The organism is Burkholderia sp. MSMB1072, from assembly GCF_001524725.1.
In the GTDB taxonomy this organism is placed as follows: domain Bacteria; phylum Pseudomonadota; class Gammaproteobacteria; order Burkholderiales; family Burkholderiaceae; genus Burkholderia.
Genome location: NZ_LOYC01000009.1, coordinates 223,415 through 240,831, shown reverse-complemented (window position 1 = coordinate 240,831; position 17,417 = coordinate 223,415). Strand labels below are relative to the sequence as shown.

At 67.3% G+C, this 17,417-nt stretch carries 14 protein-coding genes and 1 pseudogene; 7 read left to right on the top strand and 8 right to left on the bottom strand.

The annotated features are described in order from the left end of the window. Positions 1–33: 33 nt before the first annotated feature. Both WS89_RS03125 and WS89_RS03120 read left to right on the top strand, forming a co-directional pair. On the top strand, positions 34–966 hold the full coding sequence (locus WS89_RS03125; RefSeq protein ID WP_006482842.1) for a 3-keto-5-aminohexanoate cleavage protein: 933 nt from the start codon (positions 34–36) through the stop codon (positions 964–966). Positions 967–1,197: 231 nt separating this feature from the next. Continuing rightward, entirely contained in the window at positions 1,198–2,526 is a 1,329-nt protein-coding gene (locus tag WS89_RS03120; RefSeq protein WP_059789460.1) for an MFS transporter, read from the top strand. 64 nt (positions 2,527–2,590) lie between these two features. On the opposite strand, the gene WS89_RS03115 is transcribed toward WS89_RS03120, so the two are convergent. The 5 genes and pseudogenes from WS89_RS03115 to codA form a co-directional block, all read right to left on the bottom strand. Then, the gene (locus WS89_RS03115; protein ID WP_059789459.1) at positions 2,591–3,913 is read right to left on the bottom strand and encodes a TIGR00366 family protein; all 1,323 of its coding nucleotides are present in this window, start codon (positions 3,911–3,913) and stop codon (positions 2,591–2,593) included. A gap of 344 nt (positions 3,914–4,257) precedes the next feature. Next, positions 4,258–4,605: a DUF1493 family protein gene (locus tag WS89_RS03110; protein WP_059789458.1), complete on the bottom strand. Its 348-nt coding sequence runs from the start codon at positions 4,603–4,605 to the stop codon at positions 4,258–4,260. Next, a pseudogene (locus WS89_RS34895) lies at positions 4,598–4,925 on the bottom strand (STM2901 family protein). The gene WS89_RS03110 and the pseudogene WS89_RS34895 overlap by 8 nt, the downstream one beginning before the upstream one ends. A gap of 276 nt (positions 4,926–5,201) precedes the next feature. Then, positions 5,202–6,536, bottom strand: coding sequence for a chloride channel protein (locus WS89_RS03100; protein ID WP_059789456.1), 1,335 nt, complete (start codon positions 6,534–6,536; stop codon positions 5,202–5,204). A gap of 161 nt (positions 6,537–6,697) precedes the next feature. Next, positions 6,698–7,939 carry a cytosine deaminase gene (gene codA, locus WS89_RS03095; protein ID WP_059789455.1) on the bottom strand — a complete coding sequence of 414 codons (1,242 nt, stop codon included), beginning with the start codon at positions 7,937–7,939 and terminating at the stop codon, positions 6,698–6,700. Between the two features lie 337 nt (positions 7,940–8,276). On the opposite strand from codA, the gene WS89_RS03090 reads away from it, so the two are divergent. Both WS89_RS03090 and WS89_RS03085 read left to right on the top strand, forming a co-directional pair. Further along, positions 8,277–9,419 (top strand): porin, encoded by a 1,143-nt coding sequence (locus WS89_RS03090; protein ID WP_059789454.1) that lies wholly within the window; start codon positions 8,277–8,279, stop codon positions 9,417–9,419. Positions 9,420–9,663: 244 nt separating this feature from the next. Beyond that, positions 9,664–9,966 (top strand): DUF4148 domain-containing protein, encoded by a 303-nt coding sequence (locus WS89_RS03085; protein WP_059505492.1) that lies wholly within the window; start codon positions 9,664–9,666, stop codon positions 9,964–9,966. A 111-nt stretch (positions 9,967–10,077) separates the two neighbouring features. Here WS89_RS03085 and WS89_RS03080 read toward each other — a convergent pair whose 3' ends face one another. Then, positions 10,078–11,025: a LysR family transcriptional regulator gene (locus WS89_RS03080; RefSeq protein ID WP_059789453.1), complete on the bottom strand. Its 948-nt coding sequence runs from the start codon at positions 11,023–11,025 to the stop codon at positions 10,078–10,080. A 188-nt stretch (positions 11,026–11,213) separates the two neighbouring features. Here WS89_RS03080 and WS89_RS03075 point away from each other — a divergent pair, with 188 nt between their 5' ends. After that, a complete protein-coding gene (locus WS89_RS03075) occupies positions 11,214–13,397 on the top strand; it encodes an FUSC family protein (protein WP_059789452.1) in 2,184 nt (727 codons plus the stop codon). Between the two features lie 136 nt (positions 13,398–13,533). Continuing rightward, positions 13,534–13,746 carry a hypothetical protein gene (locus tag WS89_RS03070; RefSeq protein ID WP_059505170.1) on the top strand — a complete coding sequence of 71 codons (213 nt, stop codon included), beginning with the start codon at positions 13,534–13,536 and terminating at the stop codon, positions 13,744–13,746. Positions 13,747–13,884: 138 nt separating this feature from the next. Here WS89_RS03070 and WS89_RS03065 read toward each other — a convergent pair whose 3' ends face one another. Both WS89_RS03065 and WS89_RS03060 read right to left on the bottom strand, forming a co-directional pair. After that, positions 13,885–14,994 carry a DmpA family aminopeptidase gene (locus WS89_RS03065; protein ID WP_059789451.1) on the bottom strand — a complete coding sequence of 370 codons (1,110 nt, stop codon included), beginning with the start codon at positions 14,992–14,994 and terminating at the stop codon, positions 13,885–13,887. Positions 14,995–15,058: 64 nt separating this feature from the next. Further along, a complete protein-coding gene (locus WS89_RS03060; protein WP_059789450.1) occupies positions 15,059–16,465 on the bottom strand; it encodes an APC family permease in 1,407 nt (468 codons plus the stop codon). Positions 16,466–16,598: 133 nt separating this feature from the next. On the opposite strand from WS89_RS03060, the gene WS89_RS03055 reads away from it, so the two are divergent. After that, positions 16,599–17,402 carry a helix-turn-helix transcriptional regulator gene (locus WS89_RS03055; RefSeq protein ID WP_059505165.1) on the top strand — a complete coding sequence of 268 codons (804 nt, stop codon included), beginning with the start codon at positions 16,599–16,601 and terminating at the stop codon, positions 17,400–17,402. Positions 17,403–17,417: the final 15 nt, after the last annotated feature.

Below are 17,417 nucleotides of genomic sequence, written 5' to 3'. Positions count from 1 at the left end.
CCTCCTGCATCGCTCGTCGAAAGGAATCCATCCATGGCAAACGCTCGCAAAGTCATCATCACCTGTGCGCCGACCGGCGCGATCCACACGCCGTCGATGTCGCCGTACCTGCCCGTGACGCCGCACGAAATCGAAACGGCCGCGGTCGCGGCCGCGCAGGCCGGCGCGGCGATCCTCCACTTGCACGCACGCAACCCGTCCGACGGCAAACCGACGCAGGATCCGGCCGTGTTCGCCGAATTCCTGCCGCGCATCAAGGCGCAGACCGACGCGGTGATCAACCTCACGTCGGGCGGCAGCCCGCACATGACGGTCGACGAACGGCTGCAGCCCGCGCTGCATTTCCAACCCGAGGTCGCGTCGTTGAACATGGGTTCGATGAATTTCGGGCTGTACCCGATGCTCGAGCGCTTCCGCGAGCTGAAGCATCCGTGGGAGCGCGAACATCTCGAGAAAAGCCGCGATCTCGTGTTCAAGAACACGTTCGCCGACATCGAGACGATCCTCACGCGTTGCGGCGCGAACGGCACGCGTTTCGAATTCGAGTGCTACGACATCTCGCATCTGTACAACCTCGCGCACTTCGTCGATCGCGGGCTGGCGAAGCCGCCGTTCTTCGTGCAAAGCGTGTTCGGCCTGCTCGGCGGGATCGGCGCGCATCCGGAGGACCTGATGCACATGCGCCGGACGGCCGACCGTCTGTTCGGCAGCGATTACGTGTGGTCGATCCTCGGCGCCGGGCGCAACCAGATTCCGCTCGCGACGATCGGCGCGGCGCAGGGTGCGAACGTACGCGTCGGGCTCGAGGATTCGCTGTGGATCGCGCCGGGCAAGCTCGCGGAATCGAGCGCCGCGCAAGTCCTGAAAATGCGTCAGGTGCTCGAAGGCCTGTCGCTCGAGATCGCGACGCCGGCCGAGGCGCGCGCGATGCTCGCACTCAAGGGCGGCGACGCGGTGAATTTCTGAATTTCTCAGCGCCGGCTCGCGCCCGCAACACCCGTATCCGCAAGCGCAGTGACGAGGCGCCGGCCCGAGCCGGCCGGCGCCAGGACGCCCTTCATCGCCCCGCTCCGTTCGAGCGCCGCCGGCGCGGCTCCGTCGTCTGCCCATTCGCTGCCTGCACCGCAGCGGCATCTGCCGAACGCGGCGCGCCGTGCTTGCCGTGCGCGCCGGTTCGCCCTTACCGGAGTCGTCCGCATGTCCACTCATCACGCTCAGGCCCTGTCGTCCGCCGCCGGCGACGCGAACGCGTCGCTGAACCGGCTGCTGTTCCGCAAACTCATGCCGCTGCTGATCGCCGCGTATGTGATCAGTTTTCTCGACCGCACCAATATCGCGTTCGCCAAACATTCGATGGGGGTCGATCTCGGCATTTCATCGGCCGCGTATGGGCTCGGCGCGGGGCTGTTCTTTCTCACCTACGCGCTCTTCGAAATCCCGAGCAACCTGATCATGCATCGCGTCGGCGCGCGCTTCTGGATCACGCGGATCATGATCACGTGGGGCGCGCTGTCGGTCGCGATGGCGTTCGTCGGCGGCGAGACGTCGTTCTACGTGATGCGCCTGCTGCTCGGCGTGGCCGAAGCCGGCCTGTTTCCCGGCGTGATGTTGTATTTGACGTACTGGTTCGGCCGCGAGGAGCGTGCACGCGCCACCGGCTATTTCCTGCTCGGCGTGTGCATCGCCAACATCGTCGGCGGGCCGCTGGCCGGCGCGCTGATCGAGCTCGACGGCACGCTCGGTTTCCACGGCTGGCAATGGCTGTTCGTCGTCGAAGGCATTCCGGCGATCCTGCTCGCGTTCGTCGTCTGGACGCGCTTGCCGGATCGGCCGAGCGCCGCGCCGTGGCTCGCCCCGGAAACCGGCCGCGCGCTCGAGCGCAGGCTGGCCGCCGAACAGGATGCGGGCATCGCCGCGCACGGCGGCCACGCGTTCGGTGCCGCACTGCGCGATCCGCAGATCTGGCTCGCGATTTTCGTGTACTTCTGCCACCAGTTGACCATCTATACGGTGATCTTCTTCCTGCCCGGCATCATCGGCGCATCTGGGCGCCTCTCGCCGGTCGCGGTCGGGTTGCTGACGTCGCTGCCCTGGCTCGCCGCCGCGCTCGGGGCCGGGACGCTGCCGCGCTTCGCACGCGAGTCGCACCACTCGCGCCGCATGCTGTGTGCGGGGCTGGTGGTCATGGCGGCCGGGATGATCGGCGCCGCGCATGCGTCGCCGTTGGCGGGACTGCTCTGCGTGTGCGTGGCCGCGTCCATGTTCTTCGTCGTGCAGTCGATCGTGTTCACGTTTCCGGCTTCGCGGCTCGCCGGCAGCGCGCTGGCCGGCGGGCTCGGGCTCGTGAATACGTGCGGGTTGCTCGGCGGCTTCGTCGGGCCGACCGTCATCGGCGCGATCGAACAGGCGACCGGCAATGCGAAGAACGGGCTGACGCTGCTGGCGGCCGCACTCGTCGTCGCGGCATGTGCGAGCCTCGCGTTGCGTCACGGGCACGAGCGCGCCGACGTGCGCTCGCGCGACTGAAGGCGGACGAAACTCGAGCCGGCGGGATGCGGGCACGTCGCCGCCGGCATCCCGCCTCGCTTCGTCAGAACAGATACATCCCCGCGACGAACACCACACCCGAGAACAACAGCGTCGTCACGCAATAGCCCATGATGTCGCGCACGCCGAGCCCCGCGATCGCCAGCGCGGGCAGCGCCCAGAACGGCTGCGCCATGTTGGTCCACGCCTCGCCGTACGCGATCGCCATGGCCGCCTTGCCGAGATCGGCGCCGAGCGCCTGCGCGGCCGGCATCACGAACGGCCCCTGCACGACCCAGTGGCCGCCGCCCGACGGCACCGCGAAATTGATCACGGCCGAACTCAGGAACGCGAGCAGCGGGAACGTGTGGACGTTCGCGATATCGACGAACCATTTCGTGATCACGCCCGCGAGCCCGGAGTGATCCATCAACGCCTGGATGCCCGCGTAGAACGGGAACTGGATCATGATCCCGGAGGCGCCGCGCGCCGCGCCGGCCACCGCGCGCGCATAGGCCATCGGCGTCCGGTGCAGCAGGATGCCGGCCGCGAGGAACGCGAGGTTCACCGTGTCGATGTCGAGCGCGAAGCCCTTCTGCGCGAAACGCAGCACGAGGAACGCCGCGCACAGCGCCGCGACGACGATCGACAGCACGCGGCTCTCCTCCATCCGTTCCGCGAACGTCGCGTCGGGCGCGAGCTTGCGCTCGACGCTCGGCGGCTCGGCAAGCAACGCCGGATCGACGCTGACGACCTCGCCCGGCTTCGGCATCATCATCCGCGCGAGAAACGGCAGCATCACGATCAACCCGATCGTGATGAACGCGTTGTAGCCGGTGAAGATCGTGTCGGACACCGGAATCAAGCCGATGGTCTTTTCCATCGGATTGCCTTTCGTGGCCGCGACGAGCGGGACCGAACCCGACAGCCCGCCGTGCCAGCTCAGGAAGCCCATGTAGGCGGATGCGACGAGCAGCCGGTAGTCGCTGCCGGCCACGCGGCGCGCCACTTCGCGCGCCAGCATCGCGCCGAGCACGAGGCCGAAGCCCCAGTTGATCGCGCAGGCCAGCGCGCCGACGAACGCGACGAGCATCACGCCCTGCCCCGGCGTGCGCGCGGCGCTGGCGAGCGCGACGAGCAGGCGCCGCACGGGCGGCGAACTCGCGAGCGCGTGGCCCGTCACGAGGATCATGACCATCTGCATCGAAAACGCGAGCAGGTTCCAGAAGCCTGAACCCCACATCGTCGTGAGTTGCACGGGCGTGTTCGGTGTGAGCCCGAACGCGAGCGCGAACGTGACGATCGTCAACAGGATCGCGAAAATCAACGGGTCGGGCAACACGCGGTGAACCACCTGCGTGAAGAAGCGGGAAATGCGCTGGATCAACTTGAGCTCCTCGTTTCCTGATAGGGACATCCGCGCGTATCGTTGTTGGTTGAGGCGCGGAAACGCGCGGATTCTTGCACAGAACCGTATTGCTTACGTCGATGCCCCTGTCGGGAATCGGGTCGGTCGACTTCGGCAGGCTATCGAATTCGTTACATGGCCGCGACCGGCTCCGAAGCCGGGGCAGCCGAGTGACGAACGCCAATGGTGCGTATCGCTGCAGACTGGAATTCATGAAGGACGTGCGCATGCAAAAGCGCCCGCCTGACTGCGGATCAGGCGGGCGCTTCATGCGGCGATATTCGTCTCGTCGTGTGTCTCGCGAATCTCGACGGGTCAGCGAATCAAGGCTCCCAACGCCCGCGCTCCATCGCTTGCTCCATCATTCCGAGTGTCAGTGACCGCCCCCCCAGCGTCTCTCTCGCCTCTGGGCTGAACGGGGATTTGACGACCGTCGTGAGAAACGAACCGAGGCCGAGCTTCGCGGACGGATAGTAATAATGGAGGTCGAACGCGGGCAAATCGACGCCGAACGTCGCACCCCATTGCCGAATGATTCTGCCGATGTCGTTCGGTTCGAGGTCGAGATCGTGATAAAGATTCGTGTCTCGCGACAGTTCGATGCGATCGATCCGGAGCCTTGCGACGTCAGTCGCGATGAACGCTTCGAGGCGTTTCCATGTGTCAGCCATATAAGCGATCCTCGGGCTTCACCATGCTGTTGTACGCGCCGATCGTACGATAAGTGATCAACGCGACGTCCGTCGCCAGGATCGCCCAACCGACTCCGGGAACCGCCCGCCCGACGAATGCGCCGATATTCTGCGTCAACTTGATGCGCAACATGATCAGGCTTCTGAATGAGGTAACGGTCTGCAAAATCCGGTGCTTCAATTCGTATGGCAGCAGCCGACGCGAAACGACGGACGCGATGGACGTGCCCTTGAATCAGGAAGAACAATGCTTCGCGGCTCAAACCCTCGTGAATGCCGTATCTGTACGTGCTCGCCATTTTTTCTCTGATAGCTTGAATTTGAACGAGCAGAAAAGGCTAGCGTGAGTGGCGAAGGCGAAACAACGGACTCACCGGTAGATTGCCGCGACAAGCGTCTGTCCGGATGTGATTGGCGGATCTCGTGCAGATCCTGTGAAGTACCGCGTGGCTTGCGCTTCCGACTGCCGCAGCCTCGTCGTTGCGCACGAATGCACCACGGCGGCGACAGGCATTTGAACGGATACAGAGTGTCAATTTTCAGCGGATCGTCCACCTTCAGGCCGCTCATGCATATCAACGCCCCACCGTCGCCGACGTACTCGCGGTCGCAACCATGCGCCCCCGCCGCTCCGCCAGCCGCTGCGCGAACCGGTACGCGACGAGCGACCCCGCCACGGCCAGCAGCATCGGCACGAGGCTGTCGTGATTCGCGCGCGTGAATTCGAGCAGCAGCACGACGGCCGTGATCGGCATCTGCATCGACGCGGCGAGAAACGCGGTCGCACCGATCAGCGCGTATCCGCCGAGCGATGCGCCGGGCCACACGATGCTCCATAGTCCGCCGAGCACGACACCGAGCAGCGCGCCGTTCGCGAGGCCCGGCGTCAGCAGCCCGCCTTCCGCGCCGGCCCGCAGGCTGCCGGCCTCGATCAGCACCTTCAGCACGAGCAGCGCCGCCGCGAGACCGATCGTCAGCGTGCCGTCGAAACTGAGCGACGCCGGGCCCTTGCCGTTGCCGAGCAGTTGCGGAAACCTCGTCGCGAGCACGCCGACCGCCGCGAAGTTGAGCAGCGCGAACACCGGCAGCCGCCAGTCCTTCGGCGCGTTCGCCCGCGCGCGGGTGGTGAGCCGCACGAAACCGTACGCGGCGACGCCGAACAGCGGCCCGCAGACGATCGACCATGCGACGAGAGGCGTGCTCATCACGAACGCCGGCACCGTGTACTGGTGTTCGTTGCCGAGACCGATCCATGCGACGATCGCCGCGATCGCGGACGTCACGATCGCCACGACCAGCGCACGCCACTCGAACGTGCCGAGCAGCACCTCGAGCACGAAGATCGCGCCGCCGAGCGGCACGTTGTAGACGGCCGCGAGCCCCGCGCCGGCGCCACACGCGACCATCAGCCGGCAGTCGTCGGGCGTGAGCCCCGCCGCATGGGCAAACCGCCCGGCGAGCAGCGCACCGATCTCGCGCGGTGCGACTTCGCGGCCGAGCGGCGAGCCGAGCGCGACGGTGACGATCTGCAGCAGCGCATGGACCGTCGTGCTGACGAACGGCATCCGCGGATCGGCCGCGCGCACCGCGCGGCGGATGCCGACGAGTGGCCGGCCGTATCGGTAAAGCGCCCACCAGCCGCCGCCCGCGACGATCCCGCAGACCACCAGCACCGCGAGCCGGCGCAGCGGCTCGGCCCCGGTCACACCGCTGAGGAAGCTCTTGGACCCGATCGCGTGCGCGACGTCGTAGCCGTACGCGACGTGCTGGATCGCATGCAGCAGCAACGCGAGCAGCATGCCGCCGAGACCCGCGCCGATGCCGGTCAGGATCGTGACGACGGCCATGCGCGCGAATGGGCTGGCGAGCGACGGCGAAGCAGCAGGAGCGGACGGAAGATCGAGGCGCATGGGGTCGGCGAACGGGATCGGAAAGACGGCGCGCACCGTGCACGCCGTCGTCAGGACCGCATCGTAGGCCCGCGCTCATCATGAGACAAACGTATTTTTATAATCAACTCATGCATCGAATGCATGAACACGCCGACGGCCCGCGATGACCGCCTGCCGCGTCAGTCCGGATAGGTCAGGCGCTCCGGCTCGCGCCGCATGATGACCTTCCCGTGGCGCATCGACAGCGTGGCCTTCGCCTGCGTGCGCACGGCTTCGTAGTCGCTGTCCGCGTCGAGCACGACGAGATTCGCCGGACGCCCGACCGCGATGCCGTACCCGTCGCCGAGGTGCATCGCCATCGCGCTATGGTCGGTCACGAAGTCGAGGCAGCGCTGCAGATCCTGGTAACCCATCATGTGGCAGATATGGAGGCCCGCATCGAGCACGCGCAGGATGTTGCCGTTGCCGAGCGGATACCACGGATCCTTGATCGAATCCTGCCCGAAGCACACGTTGAGCCCGGCTCGGTCGAGCTCCGCGACGCGCGTGACGCCGCGCCGCTTCGGAAACGTGTCGAAGCGCCCCTGCAGATGGATGCTCTCGGTCGGGCACGAGATGAAATTCAGCCCCGCCCGCTTCAGCAGCCGGAACAGCTTCGAGCAGTACGCGTTGTCGTACGAACCCATCGCGGTGGTGTGGCTCGCGGTGACGCGTGCGCCCATGCCGCGCATGCGCGCCTCTTCCGCGAGCACTTCGAGAAAGCGCGAATGCGGATCGTCGGTCTCGTCGCAGTGCACGTCGACGAGGCAGCCCGTGCGTTCCGCGAGATCCATCAGGAAGCGGATCGAACTGACGCCCTGCTCCCGCGTGTTCTCGAAATGCGGAATCCCGCCGACGACGTCCGCGCCGAGCTCGATCGCCTGCGCCATCAGCGCGCGGCCGCCGTCGAACGATTCGATGCCCTCCTGCGGGAACGCGACGATCTGCAGGTCGATCAGCCCGCGCGCCTCGTCCTTCACCTCCAGCATCGCCTTCAGCGCGGCGAGCGTCGGATCGGTCACGTCGACGTGCGTGCGCACGTGCTGGATCCCGTGATCGCGCAGCATGCCGATCGCCGCATGCGCGCGCGCCTTCGTGTCCTCGTGCGTGATCGTCGCCTTGCGCTCGGCCCAGCGCTCGATGCCCTCGAACAGCGTGCCGCTCATGTTCCACGCGGGCTCGCCGGCCGTCAGCACGGCATCGAGGTGGATATGCGGTTCGACGAGCGGCGGAATCGCGAGGCGGCCGCCGCCGTCGATATGGTCCGGGTTCGTCGACGCGATCGGCGCGGTTTGCGCATCGATGCGCGCGATCCTGCCGGCATCGATGCCGATCGTGAACAGGCCGTCGCGGCCGCGCAAGCGTACGTTGAACAGGTTCATGGAGAGGCCTCTTGTCGTATGCGTGAACACGACCGCGCGATCTGCGTCGGCGGCCGTGCGGTCCGAACGACCAGTATGGAGGAAAGCGGCGACGCGCACACGTGCCGCGCATGTTGCATCGACACGACAGCCGGGCCGCGCCGCACGGAAGCCACGTGCCGGCCGTCACGCAAGAACCGCCGGCCCGGCGCGCATGCGCCCCGTCGTGTCGGTTTTGTGAACGACTCTTGCCGGATCAGGAACGGTGCGCTCGCGGCCGCTGCGTCCTTGCGCGTGCCGCGCATTCCTATACTTGCGCCGAACTCTGGTTTCCAGTCCCACACGCAGGAGCTTCACGATGAAAAAAAACCTGATCGCCGGCGCATGCGCCGGCGCCCTGTTCGCGCCGCTCGCCCACGCGCAAAGCTCGGTCACGCTGTACGGCCTGATCGACGCCGGCATCGCCTATACCAACAACGTGAACGGCGCGTCGCAATGGCGCATGACGACCGGCACGATCAACGGCAGTCGCTTCGGCCTGCGCGGCGCCGAGGATCTCGGCGGCGGCCTGAAGGCGTTGTTCGTGCTCGAAAACGGCTTCAACGCGAACAACGGCGGGCTCGGCCAGGACGGCAAGCTGTTCGGCCGCCACGCGTACGTCGGCCTGAGCCGCGCCGGCTACGGCACGCTGACGCTCGGCCGCCAGTACGACACGATGGTCGACTTCGTCGCGCCGTTGTCGGCGACGTCGGGCGATTTCGGCGATACGGGCTTCGCGCATCCGTTCGACAATGACAACCTGAACCATTCGCTGCGCATCAACAACGCAATCAAGTACACGAGCGACACGATCGCGGGCTTCAAGCTCGGCGCGCTGTACGCGTTCTCCAACTCGGCGAACTTCGGCGCGAACCGCGCATACAGCGTGGCCGCGAGCTACACGAACGGCCCGCTGAAGCTGGCCGGCGCCTACCTGCAGATGAACGGCACGAAGGGCTCGACGAGCGCGAGCCCCGGCGCGACCGATTCGGCCGAAGCGAAGAGCTTGAACCAAGGCGGCTGGTCGATCGGCTCGGACCGCATGCGCACCTACGGCGGCGGTGCCAGCTATGTATTCGGCCCGGTGACCGCCGGCTTCGTCTACACGCGCTCGCAGTACGACAACACGGGCTCGTTCGGCTCCAGCGGCCAGATCGCGTTCAACAACTACGACGTGAACGTGCGCTATGCGGTCACGCCTGCCGTCAGCGTCGGCGCGGCCTATGTCTATACGGACGCCAGCGTGTCGAATCCCGACAGCAAGCACGGAGCCGACCCGAAATGGCATCAGGTCGATCTGCAGGCCGTGTACAAGCTGTCGCGCCGCACCGACCTGTACGCGGAAGCGATGTTCCAGCATGCGTCGGGCCGCGGCTATCAGGCGTTCATCAATACGTCGGGTGGCGCATCGAGCACGGCGAACCAGGTGGTCGGCACGATCGGCATGCGCACGCGGTTCTGATCGGCGTCGCGCGACGTCGTCCCTCTGCACGGCGCCCGTGTGCACGGCGCCCGTCTGCACGGCGCCCGTGTTCGCACACGGGTTCGATCGCCGCGGGCGACGCCGTCAATGTTGTTCCTTCTGGAACGCAGCCCTCCTGGAATCAGGGTGTTTGCGCGTGGCAGCGCTGCGTAGACTGACGTCGAAGGTCGAAGCCGCGCGGCGCGCGCGGCGCCGGCCGCCTACCCCGTACCAGGAGAATCTCGTGAAATCGCTCGTCGTTACCGCCGCCGCTGCCGTCCTGCTTGCCGCACCGGCCCTGTCGTTCGCCCAGCAGGCAAAGTCGCCCGTCACGCGCGCGCAGGTACTGCAGGAGCTGATCGATCTCGAATCGGTCGGCTACAACCCGGCGCGCGGCGAAGTCGGCAACTATCCGGACGACATCCTCGCGGCGCAGGAGCGACTGCAGGCGAGGCGTCTCGCCGAGCGGAAAGCGACGCAGGCCGCGTACGGCCCGGCCGGCGAGCCGGCAACCGAATCGGGCGCGGCGGCCAGGCCCGCGCCGTGACGGCGCGCGTCGCTCGCATCGCGCATGCATTGCGAACCGACGCGTAGTCGGCATTGGCGTGAAACGACCCGCCGCGCGCCGATGCGCGCACGGCGTTCAGGCGGCCTGCGTTCAGGCGGCCTGCGGTTCGCGGTCGATCGCGTTCAGCATCTCGACGTCGCGCGCGATCATCGCCGGCACCTGGGCGCGCAGCATCTCGACCCAGGTCCGCACCTTCGCATCGACGAAGCGGCGCGACGGGTACAGCGCATGCACGTTCATCTTCTGCAGGATATGCGCGGGCAGCACACGGACGAGCGTGCCGTCGCGCAGCGCGTCGATCGCCGAATACAGCGGCAGCATGCCGATTCCGATGCCGTCGCGGATCGCGAGTGCGAGCGATTCGGCGGTATTGGTCTGCACCGGCCCGGCGACGTGAATATGCTCGACGCCTTCGGGGCCTTCGAGCACCCATTCATGCGTCGGGAATGCCGGCGTACACAGCGTCAGGCACGCGTGCGCGGCGAGATCCTGCGGGCGGGCCGGCACGCCGTGCCGTTTCACGTAATCGGGCGATGCACACAGAATGCTGAACGTCGAGCCGAGCAGGTGCGACACGAGTTCCGAATCGGGCAGCGACGACGCGGTGACGACGGCCATGTCGCTCGTGCCGTCGAACAGGTCGGGCATGCGCTGCGACAGCGACAGCTCGATCGATACGTCCGGGAATTGCGCGTGGTAGCGCGTCAGCGCGGGCAAGACGTAGTGGTGACCGACGCTCGCGAAGCTGTGCATGCGCAGCACGCCGGCCGGGCGCTCGTGCGCGCAGCTCGCCTCCTCTTCTGCGCGGTCCACGTCGGCGAGGATCTGGCGGCAGCGCCGCAGATAGCTTTCGCCGGCCGACGTGAGCGCGAGACGGCGCGTCGAGCGATTCATCAGACGGGTGCGCAGGCGCGCCTCGAGCTCCGACACCGCGCGCGACATCGCGCCCGTCGTCGAATTCAGCGATTGCGCGGCGGCGGTGAAGCTGCCCGTCTCGACGACGCGCGAAAACACCCGCATGTTTTGTAGGGTATCCATTCCTGTGAGCAACCTGTAGCGGAGCCGCCATTTTCCTCCACGGGATGCGACAGATTGTTACTTCGGCTGCAACTATCGTTTCCCCGCAACGGCGTTAATGCGCGCGCGCCGCCCTCCTACAATCGGCGCCTCCCCAGTCGAACGGGCCGTTCGGACGCGCCGCGGCACCGCGCCGGCCCCCTCTTTTCATGAAGCCACAACCTGCGATCGAGCGACCTTCCATCGAACCGGCACGATGGAGCGCATGGCTCGACCCGCTCGGCAATGCGGCGCGCGACTGGGCCGCGACCGACGGGCTGATCTGGCTGCACCTCGCGAAAACCGTACTCGCGGCGCTGCTGGCGATGGGCATCGCGATGCGTCTGGAGATGTCGCAGCCGCGCACCGCGATGACCACCGTGTTCGTGCTGATGCAGCCGCTATCGGGCATGGTGTTCGCGAAGAGTTTCTATCGCGTGCTCGGCACGGCGGCCGGCCTCGTCGGCGCGCTCGCGCTCGGCGGGCTGTTCGCGCAGCAGTCCGAGCTGTACATGGCCGGCATCACGCTGTGGATCGGCGGCTGCATCGCACTCGCGGTGCGCAACCGCCATTTCCGCTGGTACGGCTTCGTGCTCGCCGGCTACACGGCCGCGCTGATCGGCCTGCCGGCCGTGATGACGCCGCAGACGCTGTTCCAGTCCGCGCTCACGCGTGCCGCGGAAGTCGCACTCGGCATCGCATGCTCGGGCGCGGTCAGCGCGCTGATCCTGCCGTTGAGCTCCGCGAAGGCGCTGATGCGTTCGTTGAGCGCGCGCCATGCGACATTTGCCGCGTTCGCCGCCGGCGCGCTGTCAGGCGACGTCGCGCGCGGCGATTTCGAGCGACGCTTCGCCGATTTCGTCGACGACATCGTCGGCTTCGAAGCCAACCGCGCGTTCGCGTCGTTCGAGGATCCGCACATTCGCGCGCGCAGCCGCCGGCTTGCGCGGCTGAACAGCGAGTTCATGAACGCGTGCACGCGGCTGCATGCGCTGCATCAGCTCGTCAAACGGCTGCGCGCGAATCGCTCGGACGCGGTGCTCGATGCACTGGCGCCGCACGTCGACGCGCTCGCGTCGCGCTTCGCCGCGTTGCGAGACGAACGCCGGCGCGGCCTCGCATCGGCGACCGGCGCATTGCTCGAACTGCGCCGCTTTCACGGTGCGTTGCCGAAGGCCGCGCGTGCGTCGCGGCGGGTGATCGAAGACCATGCGGCGGGCGGCCTGCTCGACTTCGATACCGCGATCGAGCTGCTGTACCGGTTCGTCGGCGAATACCTCGGCTACGTCGACACGTACGCGTCGCTCGACCAGGACGATCATGCGTTCGAGCGCTCGGTCACCCATTACGCGGTGAAAACCAACGTGTTCTTCGTCGGTTTCGCGTTCCTGCGCACGGTGGTCGCCGTCGGTGCGATGAGCGCGTTCTGGATCGCGTCCGAATGGCCGAGCGGCTCGCTCGCGGTGATCGCCACCGCGATCGCATGCGCGCTTAGCTCGACCTCGCCGCGCGCGCCGAAGTTCGTCGCGCAGATGGGGATCGGCGCAGCGTGCGCGACCGCGGTCGGTTACCTGTTCCTGTGCTACGTCTATCCGAATATCGACGGCTTTCCGCTGCTGTGCGCGGCGCTTGCGCCGGTGCTGGGCCTCGGCGCGTTTCTCGCGATGCGGCCCGGGCTGTCCGGCTATGGAATCGGCTTCGCGGTGTTCTTCTGCCTGCTCGCAGGCCCCGACAACGCGATCGCGTATACGCCTGAAGTGCTGATCAACAACGGGCTGGCGATCGTCGTCGCGATGCTCGCGTGCGCGCTCGTGTTCGCCGTCGTGTTCCCGACGCATATGCCGTGGCTCACCGGCCGGATCGCGCATGACTTGCGCCGCCAGGTCACGCTGGCGTGCGAAGGCGCACCGGACGGCCTCGCGCAACGCTTCCAGTCGAGCACGCACGACCTGATGGCGCAACTGCGTACGCTGCTGGTACGCCGCACGCGGCAGCATCGCGATGCGCTGCGCTGGATGCTGTCGACGCTCGAAGTCGGCCACGCGGTCATCGACCTGCGCGACGAGCTGCATGCGTTCCGTGCATCGAAACCGCCGCAGACGCTGCGCTGGACCGGTTCGATCGATACGGTGCTGCGCGAACTGCCGCGCTTCTTCGACGATCCGACGCCCGCTCGCCATGCACGCACGCTGAAATCCGTGAATCTCGCGATCCGCGCGGCGCAGCATGCGCTGCAGGCGTGGTACGCAGTGCCCGACGCGCGTCGCAACATGCAGCGAATCGTCGGCTGCCTGCACTTCATGCGCAGCGCGCTGCTCGACAAGGACGCGCCGTTCAATCGGCATCGTCGTTGAAGTTCGATGCGCGCGCAACGGGATCGTTGTTCCGGATGGAAATAAGCTCTCCAGCCACGGCGATTAATCTTCAAGCAGTGCGAGCCTATAGTTTCCTCACTGCCAGCGAGACTGGCACTCACCCAGGAGAAACAAAATGAAGCCGCTGCACCTCGCCCTCGTTGCCCTGTCGCTCACCGCTGCCATCGCCCACGCGCAGCCGGCGCCGGCAGACGCCGCACCGCAACAGGCGAACCGCGCCGAGGCGATCAAGGCCGCCGGCCGCGTCGATCGTGCGCAATCGAAGCAGGAAGACCCGAACGCCTGCGTCGGCCCCGTCAGCTTCTGCAACATCTACTTCGGCAGTTGAGCGTGACGCCGCGTCGTCACGGCCAGGCCCGCATCGCCCGCACCGCACGTATGACGTGCGCGGGCGGACGGCGGCCGGGCCGATCGCCGCATCGCCGCCCTGCTCCCCGCCGCTTCGATTGAAGCGGCGCTTGCCGTTTCAGGCGCCGCGCCCCGGCCGCCAGCCCACTTCGCGCAACGCATCCAGCAAGCGCGCCTGCCCGATCCCTTCGACCCGCGCCCCGCGCGACTCGACGTCGCCGCCCGCGACCAGCGCATTCACGATCGCCTCCTCCACCGCTTCCGCGGCCGCGACGAACAGCGCGGAAATATGGTCGTTGTTGACCATCCGCACGTCGGCGGTCGGCGTGCCCTTGCTGCCGTAGTTCGCGGCCGGCAAGCCGTCGTTACCGGTTGCGAATGCAACGAAGATGTCGCCGCTCGAATCCTCGGTGCCGCCGCCCACGCGGGCGAGCCCGACGCTCGCGCGCTGCGCGAGACGCGTGCATTGATGCGGCAGCAACGGTGCGTCGGTCGCGATCGTGACGACGATCGAACCCATGCCGGCTTCGCCCTTCGCCTCTGCGTCGCGGAACGGCGAATGCACGTGCCGCAGCACTTCGCCGACCGGGTAGCCGGCCACGCGCAGCATCTCGCGCACGCCGTAGTTCGCCTGCACGAGCGCGCCGACGGTCCAGCCGCCCGCGTCGCTCGCCAGCACGCGCGACGCGGTGCCGATGCCGCCCTTGAACTCGTGGCAGATCATGCCCGTGCCGCCGCCCACGCTGCCTTCGGCAACCGGCCCCGTCTGGGCGGCAGCCAGCGCGCGCCGGACGTGGGCGGCGTTCACGTGCTGCCCCCAGATGTCGTTCAGCAGTCCGTCGTAGGTTTCCATCACGACCGGCATGCACCAGTACACGCGGCCGGCCGCCGCTTCGCGTTCGTTCGCGACGAGCGCGTCGCGCACGGTACCGACGCTGTGCGTGTTCGTGTAGGCGATCGGCGTCGTCAGCAGGCCCGCTTCGCGGATCCATTCGAGCCCGGTCGCGTCGCCGTTGCCGTTCAGCACGTGCACGCCCGCGAAGCACGGCGAATCGTGCGCGGCGCCCGCGCGCGGCTCGATGACGGTGACGCCGGTGCGGACCGACGCGTCGCCGTTCTCGACGCTCAGCGTGCAATGTCCGACCCGCACGCCCGGCACGTCAGTGATCGCGTTGAAGCGGCCCGGCGTGCCGAGTCCGATACGGATGCCGAGATCCCTCGTGCGCATGATGCGATTCCTCCCGTCTTTCAATGGTTCGGTGTGTCGATGGTACAAGGTGTCGATCCGGTGCTCAGAGCGCGCGGAACGCTTCGCTGTGGCGCGCCCAGGCCACGTACATCACGAGCGCCGCGACCAGCAGCCCCGCGATGATGATCAGGTCGGTCGGCTTCGTCGCCGTCGCCAACGTCGTGACCAGCGTATACGCGGCGCCCGCCACCGCGACGAGCGGCGTCGCGGGCCACAGCGGCATCCGGTAGTGATGCTCGACGTCGCGGCGCACGAACCGGCTCGCGAGCGCGGCCAGCCCGACGACGAGATAGATCAGCAGCAGCAAGTCGACCGTGAACGCGGTCAACTCGTCGAGGCTCGACACGAACACGAGCCCGGCCGACGGTATCGCGAGCGCGATCGTCGCGAGCCACGGCGATTCGAGGCGCGGATGAATCGTCGAGAACGCGCGGTTGCAGGTGCGCGACCAGAGCGCATGCCGGCCGCTGCTGTACAGCAGGCGGCCCATCGTGATCACGATCGCGATGATCGCGTTGAACACCGACAGGAAGATCCCGCCGCTGACCACGCGCGACACGGCCGGATTGCTCAGCGAGCGCACGACGTAGCCGATCGGATCGGCGCTCTTCGTCAGTTCGGTCAGCGACGGCGCACCCAGCACGATCGCGGTGAGCGGAACCAGTTCGACGGCGAGGATCACGAGCAGCGAATAGATCACCGCTTTCGCGACGTTGCGGTTCCCGCCACGCAGGTCTTCCGCGAGATAGGCTGCCGAACCGAAGCCGTTGTAGCAGAAGATCGCGGTGCCGATCGCGGGCACGATGGCCGCGAGCGTCGCCGGCACGAGCGTATTGCCGCTCGCGACGACCGGTGCGATCAGCACGTCGGCGCCGCGGTGCGGCGACCCGAAACCGAGCCCCGCGATCAGCATCAGCACGCCGATTTCGACGACCAGGAACGCACCGGTGATCCATGCGTTCGTCTTGATGTTCAGCATGCCGAGCAGATAGCTGAGCAGCACGATCGTCAGCGCGACCGACTGGTTGCCGAAGTGCGTGCCGAGCGCGTTGTTCAGGTACGGCGCGGCGCCGCTCGCGAGCACGGCCGGGATGAACACGCTGACGGACAGCACCGTGATGAAGGTCAGGTAGCCGGGCAGCGTGCCGAACACGCGCTTGGCCATCACGTATTCGCCGCCCGCGCTGCGGTGCGCGGCGCTGAGTTCCGCATAGCAGAGCGCGAACGCGAGCGCGAGCACGCCGCCGAGCACGAACGACAGCACCGCGCCGCTGCCGGCCTGCTGGATCGCGAACGGCGCGATCACGAAGATCGAGCTGGCCGGCGTCACGCCCGACACGGTGATCATCACCGCGTCGCGCACACTGAGCGTCTGCGACAACGCGCGCGGCGCGTCTTCCGTTGCAGGCGCCGCTTGCAGGCTGCCCGTCGATTCCGACATCATCGCCATTTCGTTCTCCTGTCGCTCCTATCCTGCGTATTTTTGAACACCCATACTCGGGCCCGATTGATTGCATGGCAGTCTAGGAAGCCAATTTCAGGACCGCTATTCCCCCTTCGTGTTACGCCCTTCCGGTGGTGGTATGGATCGTCTCTTTTCCGAAATCGCGATGCACCAGGCGCTTGGCCGCGCAATCGATCATCTCGGCCAGCCGCGCTTCTGGCGGTTCCTCGTGCTGCTGCTCAACGAAATGACGCCGTTCGACAACGCGCTCGCGACCGCGATCGGCCGCGACGGCGTGCCGCTCGTGCTCGACGAATACGACACGGGCGGCACCGACGCCGCGTCGCCGGTGCCGCTTTACCTGAATGGGTTATATCTGCTCGATCCGTTCCTGCAGGCCGCGCACGACGGGCTCGCCGACGGCTGCTACCGGCTCGAGGAAGTCGCACCCGACCTGTTCCGGCAGAGCGAGTATTTCCTGAGCTATTTCCGCGACGCGGTCGGCGACGACGAGATTCAGATTCTCGTGCGGCCGAATGCCGACACGCTGCTGTCGCTGTCGCTCGGTGCATCCACGCGCTTCGACGTCGAGCCGCTCGGCAAGCTGACGGCCGCGATGCCGTGGGTGATCGCGGCGATCCGGCAGCATTGGCGACTGGTGGGCGACGCCGCACGCGCGACGCCCGACGCGGGCCTCGGCGTGCGCGTCGAGCAAGCGCTCGCCCGCTTCGGCGCGGGGGTGCTGACCGATCGCGAGATGGCGATCGCACGCATGGTGCTGCGCGGCAATTCGTCGAAGGCGATCGCCGAGCGGCTCGCGATCTCACCCGAAACGGTGAAGGTGCATCGGCGGCACCTTTACGCGAAGCTCGGGATCGCGTCGCAGCCGGAGCTGTTTTCGCGGTTCATCCAGGCGCTGGGCGAGGACGACGCAGCCGGTTGAGCGGAACGCACGCCG

Excerpts from the sequence above, each read along its gene's own strand:
- WS89_RS03060 (WP_059789450.1), bottom strand. The coding sequence starts at position 16,465 with ATGGCGATGATGTCGGAATCGACGGGCAGCCTGCAAGCGGCGCCTGCA.
- WS89_RS03100 (WP_059789456.1), bottom strand. The coding sequence starts at position 6,536 with ATGCGCCTCGATCTTCCGTCCGCTCCTGCTGCTTCGCCGTCGCTCGCC.
- WS89_RS03065 (WP_059789451.1), bottom strand. The coding sequence starts at position 14,994 with ATGCGCACGAGGGATCTCGGCATCCGTATCGGACTCGGCACGCCGGGC.
- WS89_RS03075 (WP_059789452.1), top strand. The coding sequence starts at position 11,214 with ATGAAGCCACAACCTGCGATCGAGCGACCTTCCATCGAACCGGCACGA.
- WS89_RS03125 (WP_006482842.1), top strand. The coding sequence starts at position 34 with ATGGCAAACGCTCGCAAAGTCATCATCACCTGTGCGCCGACCGGCGCG.
- WS89_RS03120 (WP_059789460.1), top strand. The coding sequence starts at position 1,198 with ATGTCCACTCATCACGCTCAGGCCCTGTCGTCCGCCGCCGGCGACGCG.
- WS89_RS03090 (WP_059789454.1), top strand. The coding sequence starts at position 8,277 with ATGAAAAAAAACCTGATCGCCGGCGCATGCGCCGGCGCCCTGTTCGCG.
- WS89_RS03110 (WP_059789458.1), bottom strand. The coding sequence starts at position 4,605 with ATGGCTGACACATGGAAACGCCTCGAAGCGTTCATCGCGACTGACGTC.
- WS89_RS03055 (WP_059505165.1), top strand. The coding sequence starts at position 16,599 with ATGGATCGTCTCTTTTCCGAAATCGCGATGCACCAGGCGCTTGGCCGC.
- codA (WP_059789455.1), bottom strand. The coding sequence starts at position 7,939 with ATGAACCTGTTCAACGTACGCTTGCGCGGCCGCGACGGCCTGTTCACG.
- WS89_RS03070 (WP_059505170.1), top strand. The coding sequence starts at position 13,534 with ATGAAGCCGCTGCACCTCGCCCTCGTTGCCCTGTCGCTCACCGCTGCC.
- WS89_RS03080 (WP_059789453.1), bottom strand. The coding sequence starts at position 11,025 with ATGGATACCCTACAAAACATGCGGGTGTTTTCGCGCGTCGTCGAGACG.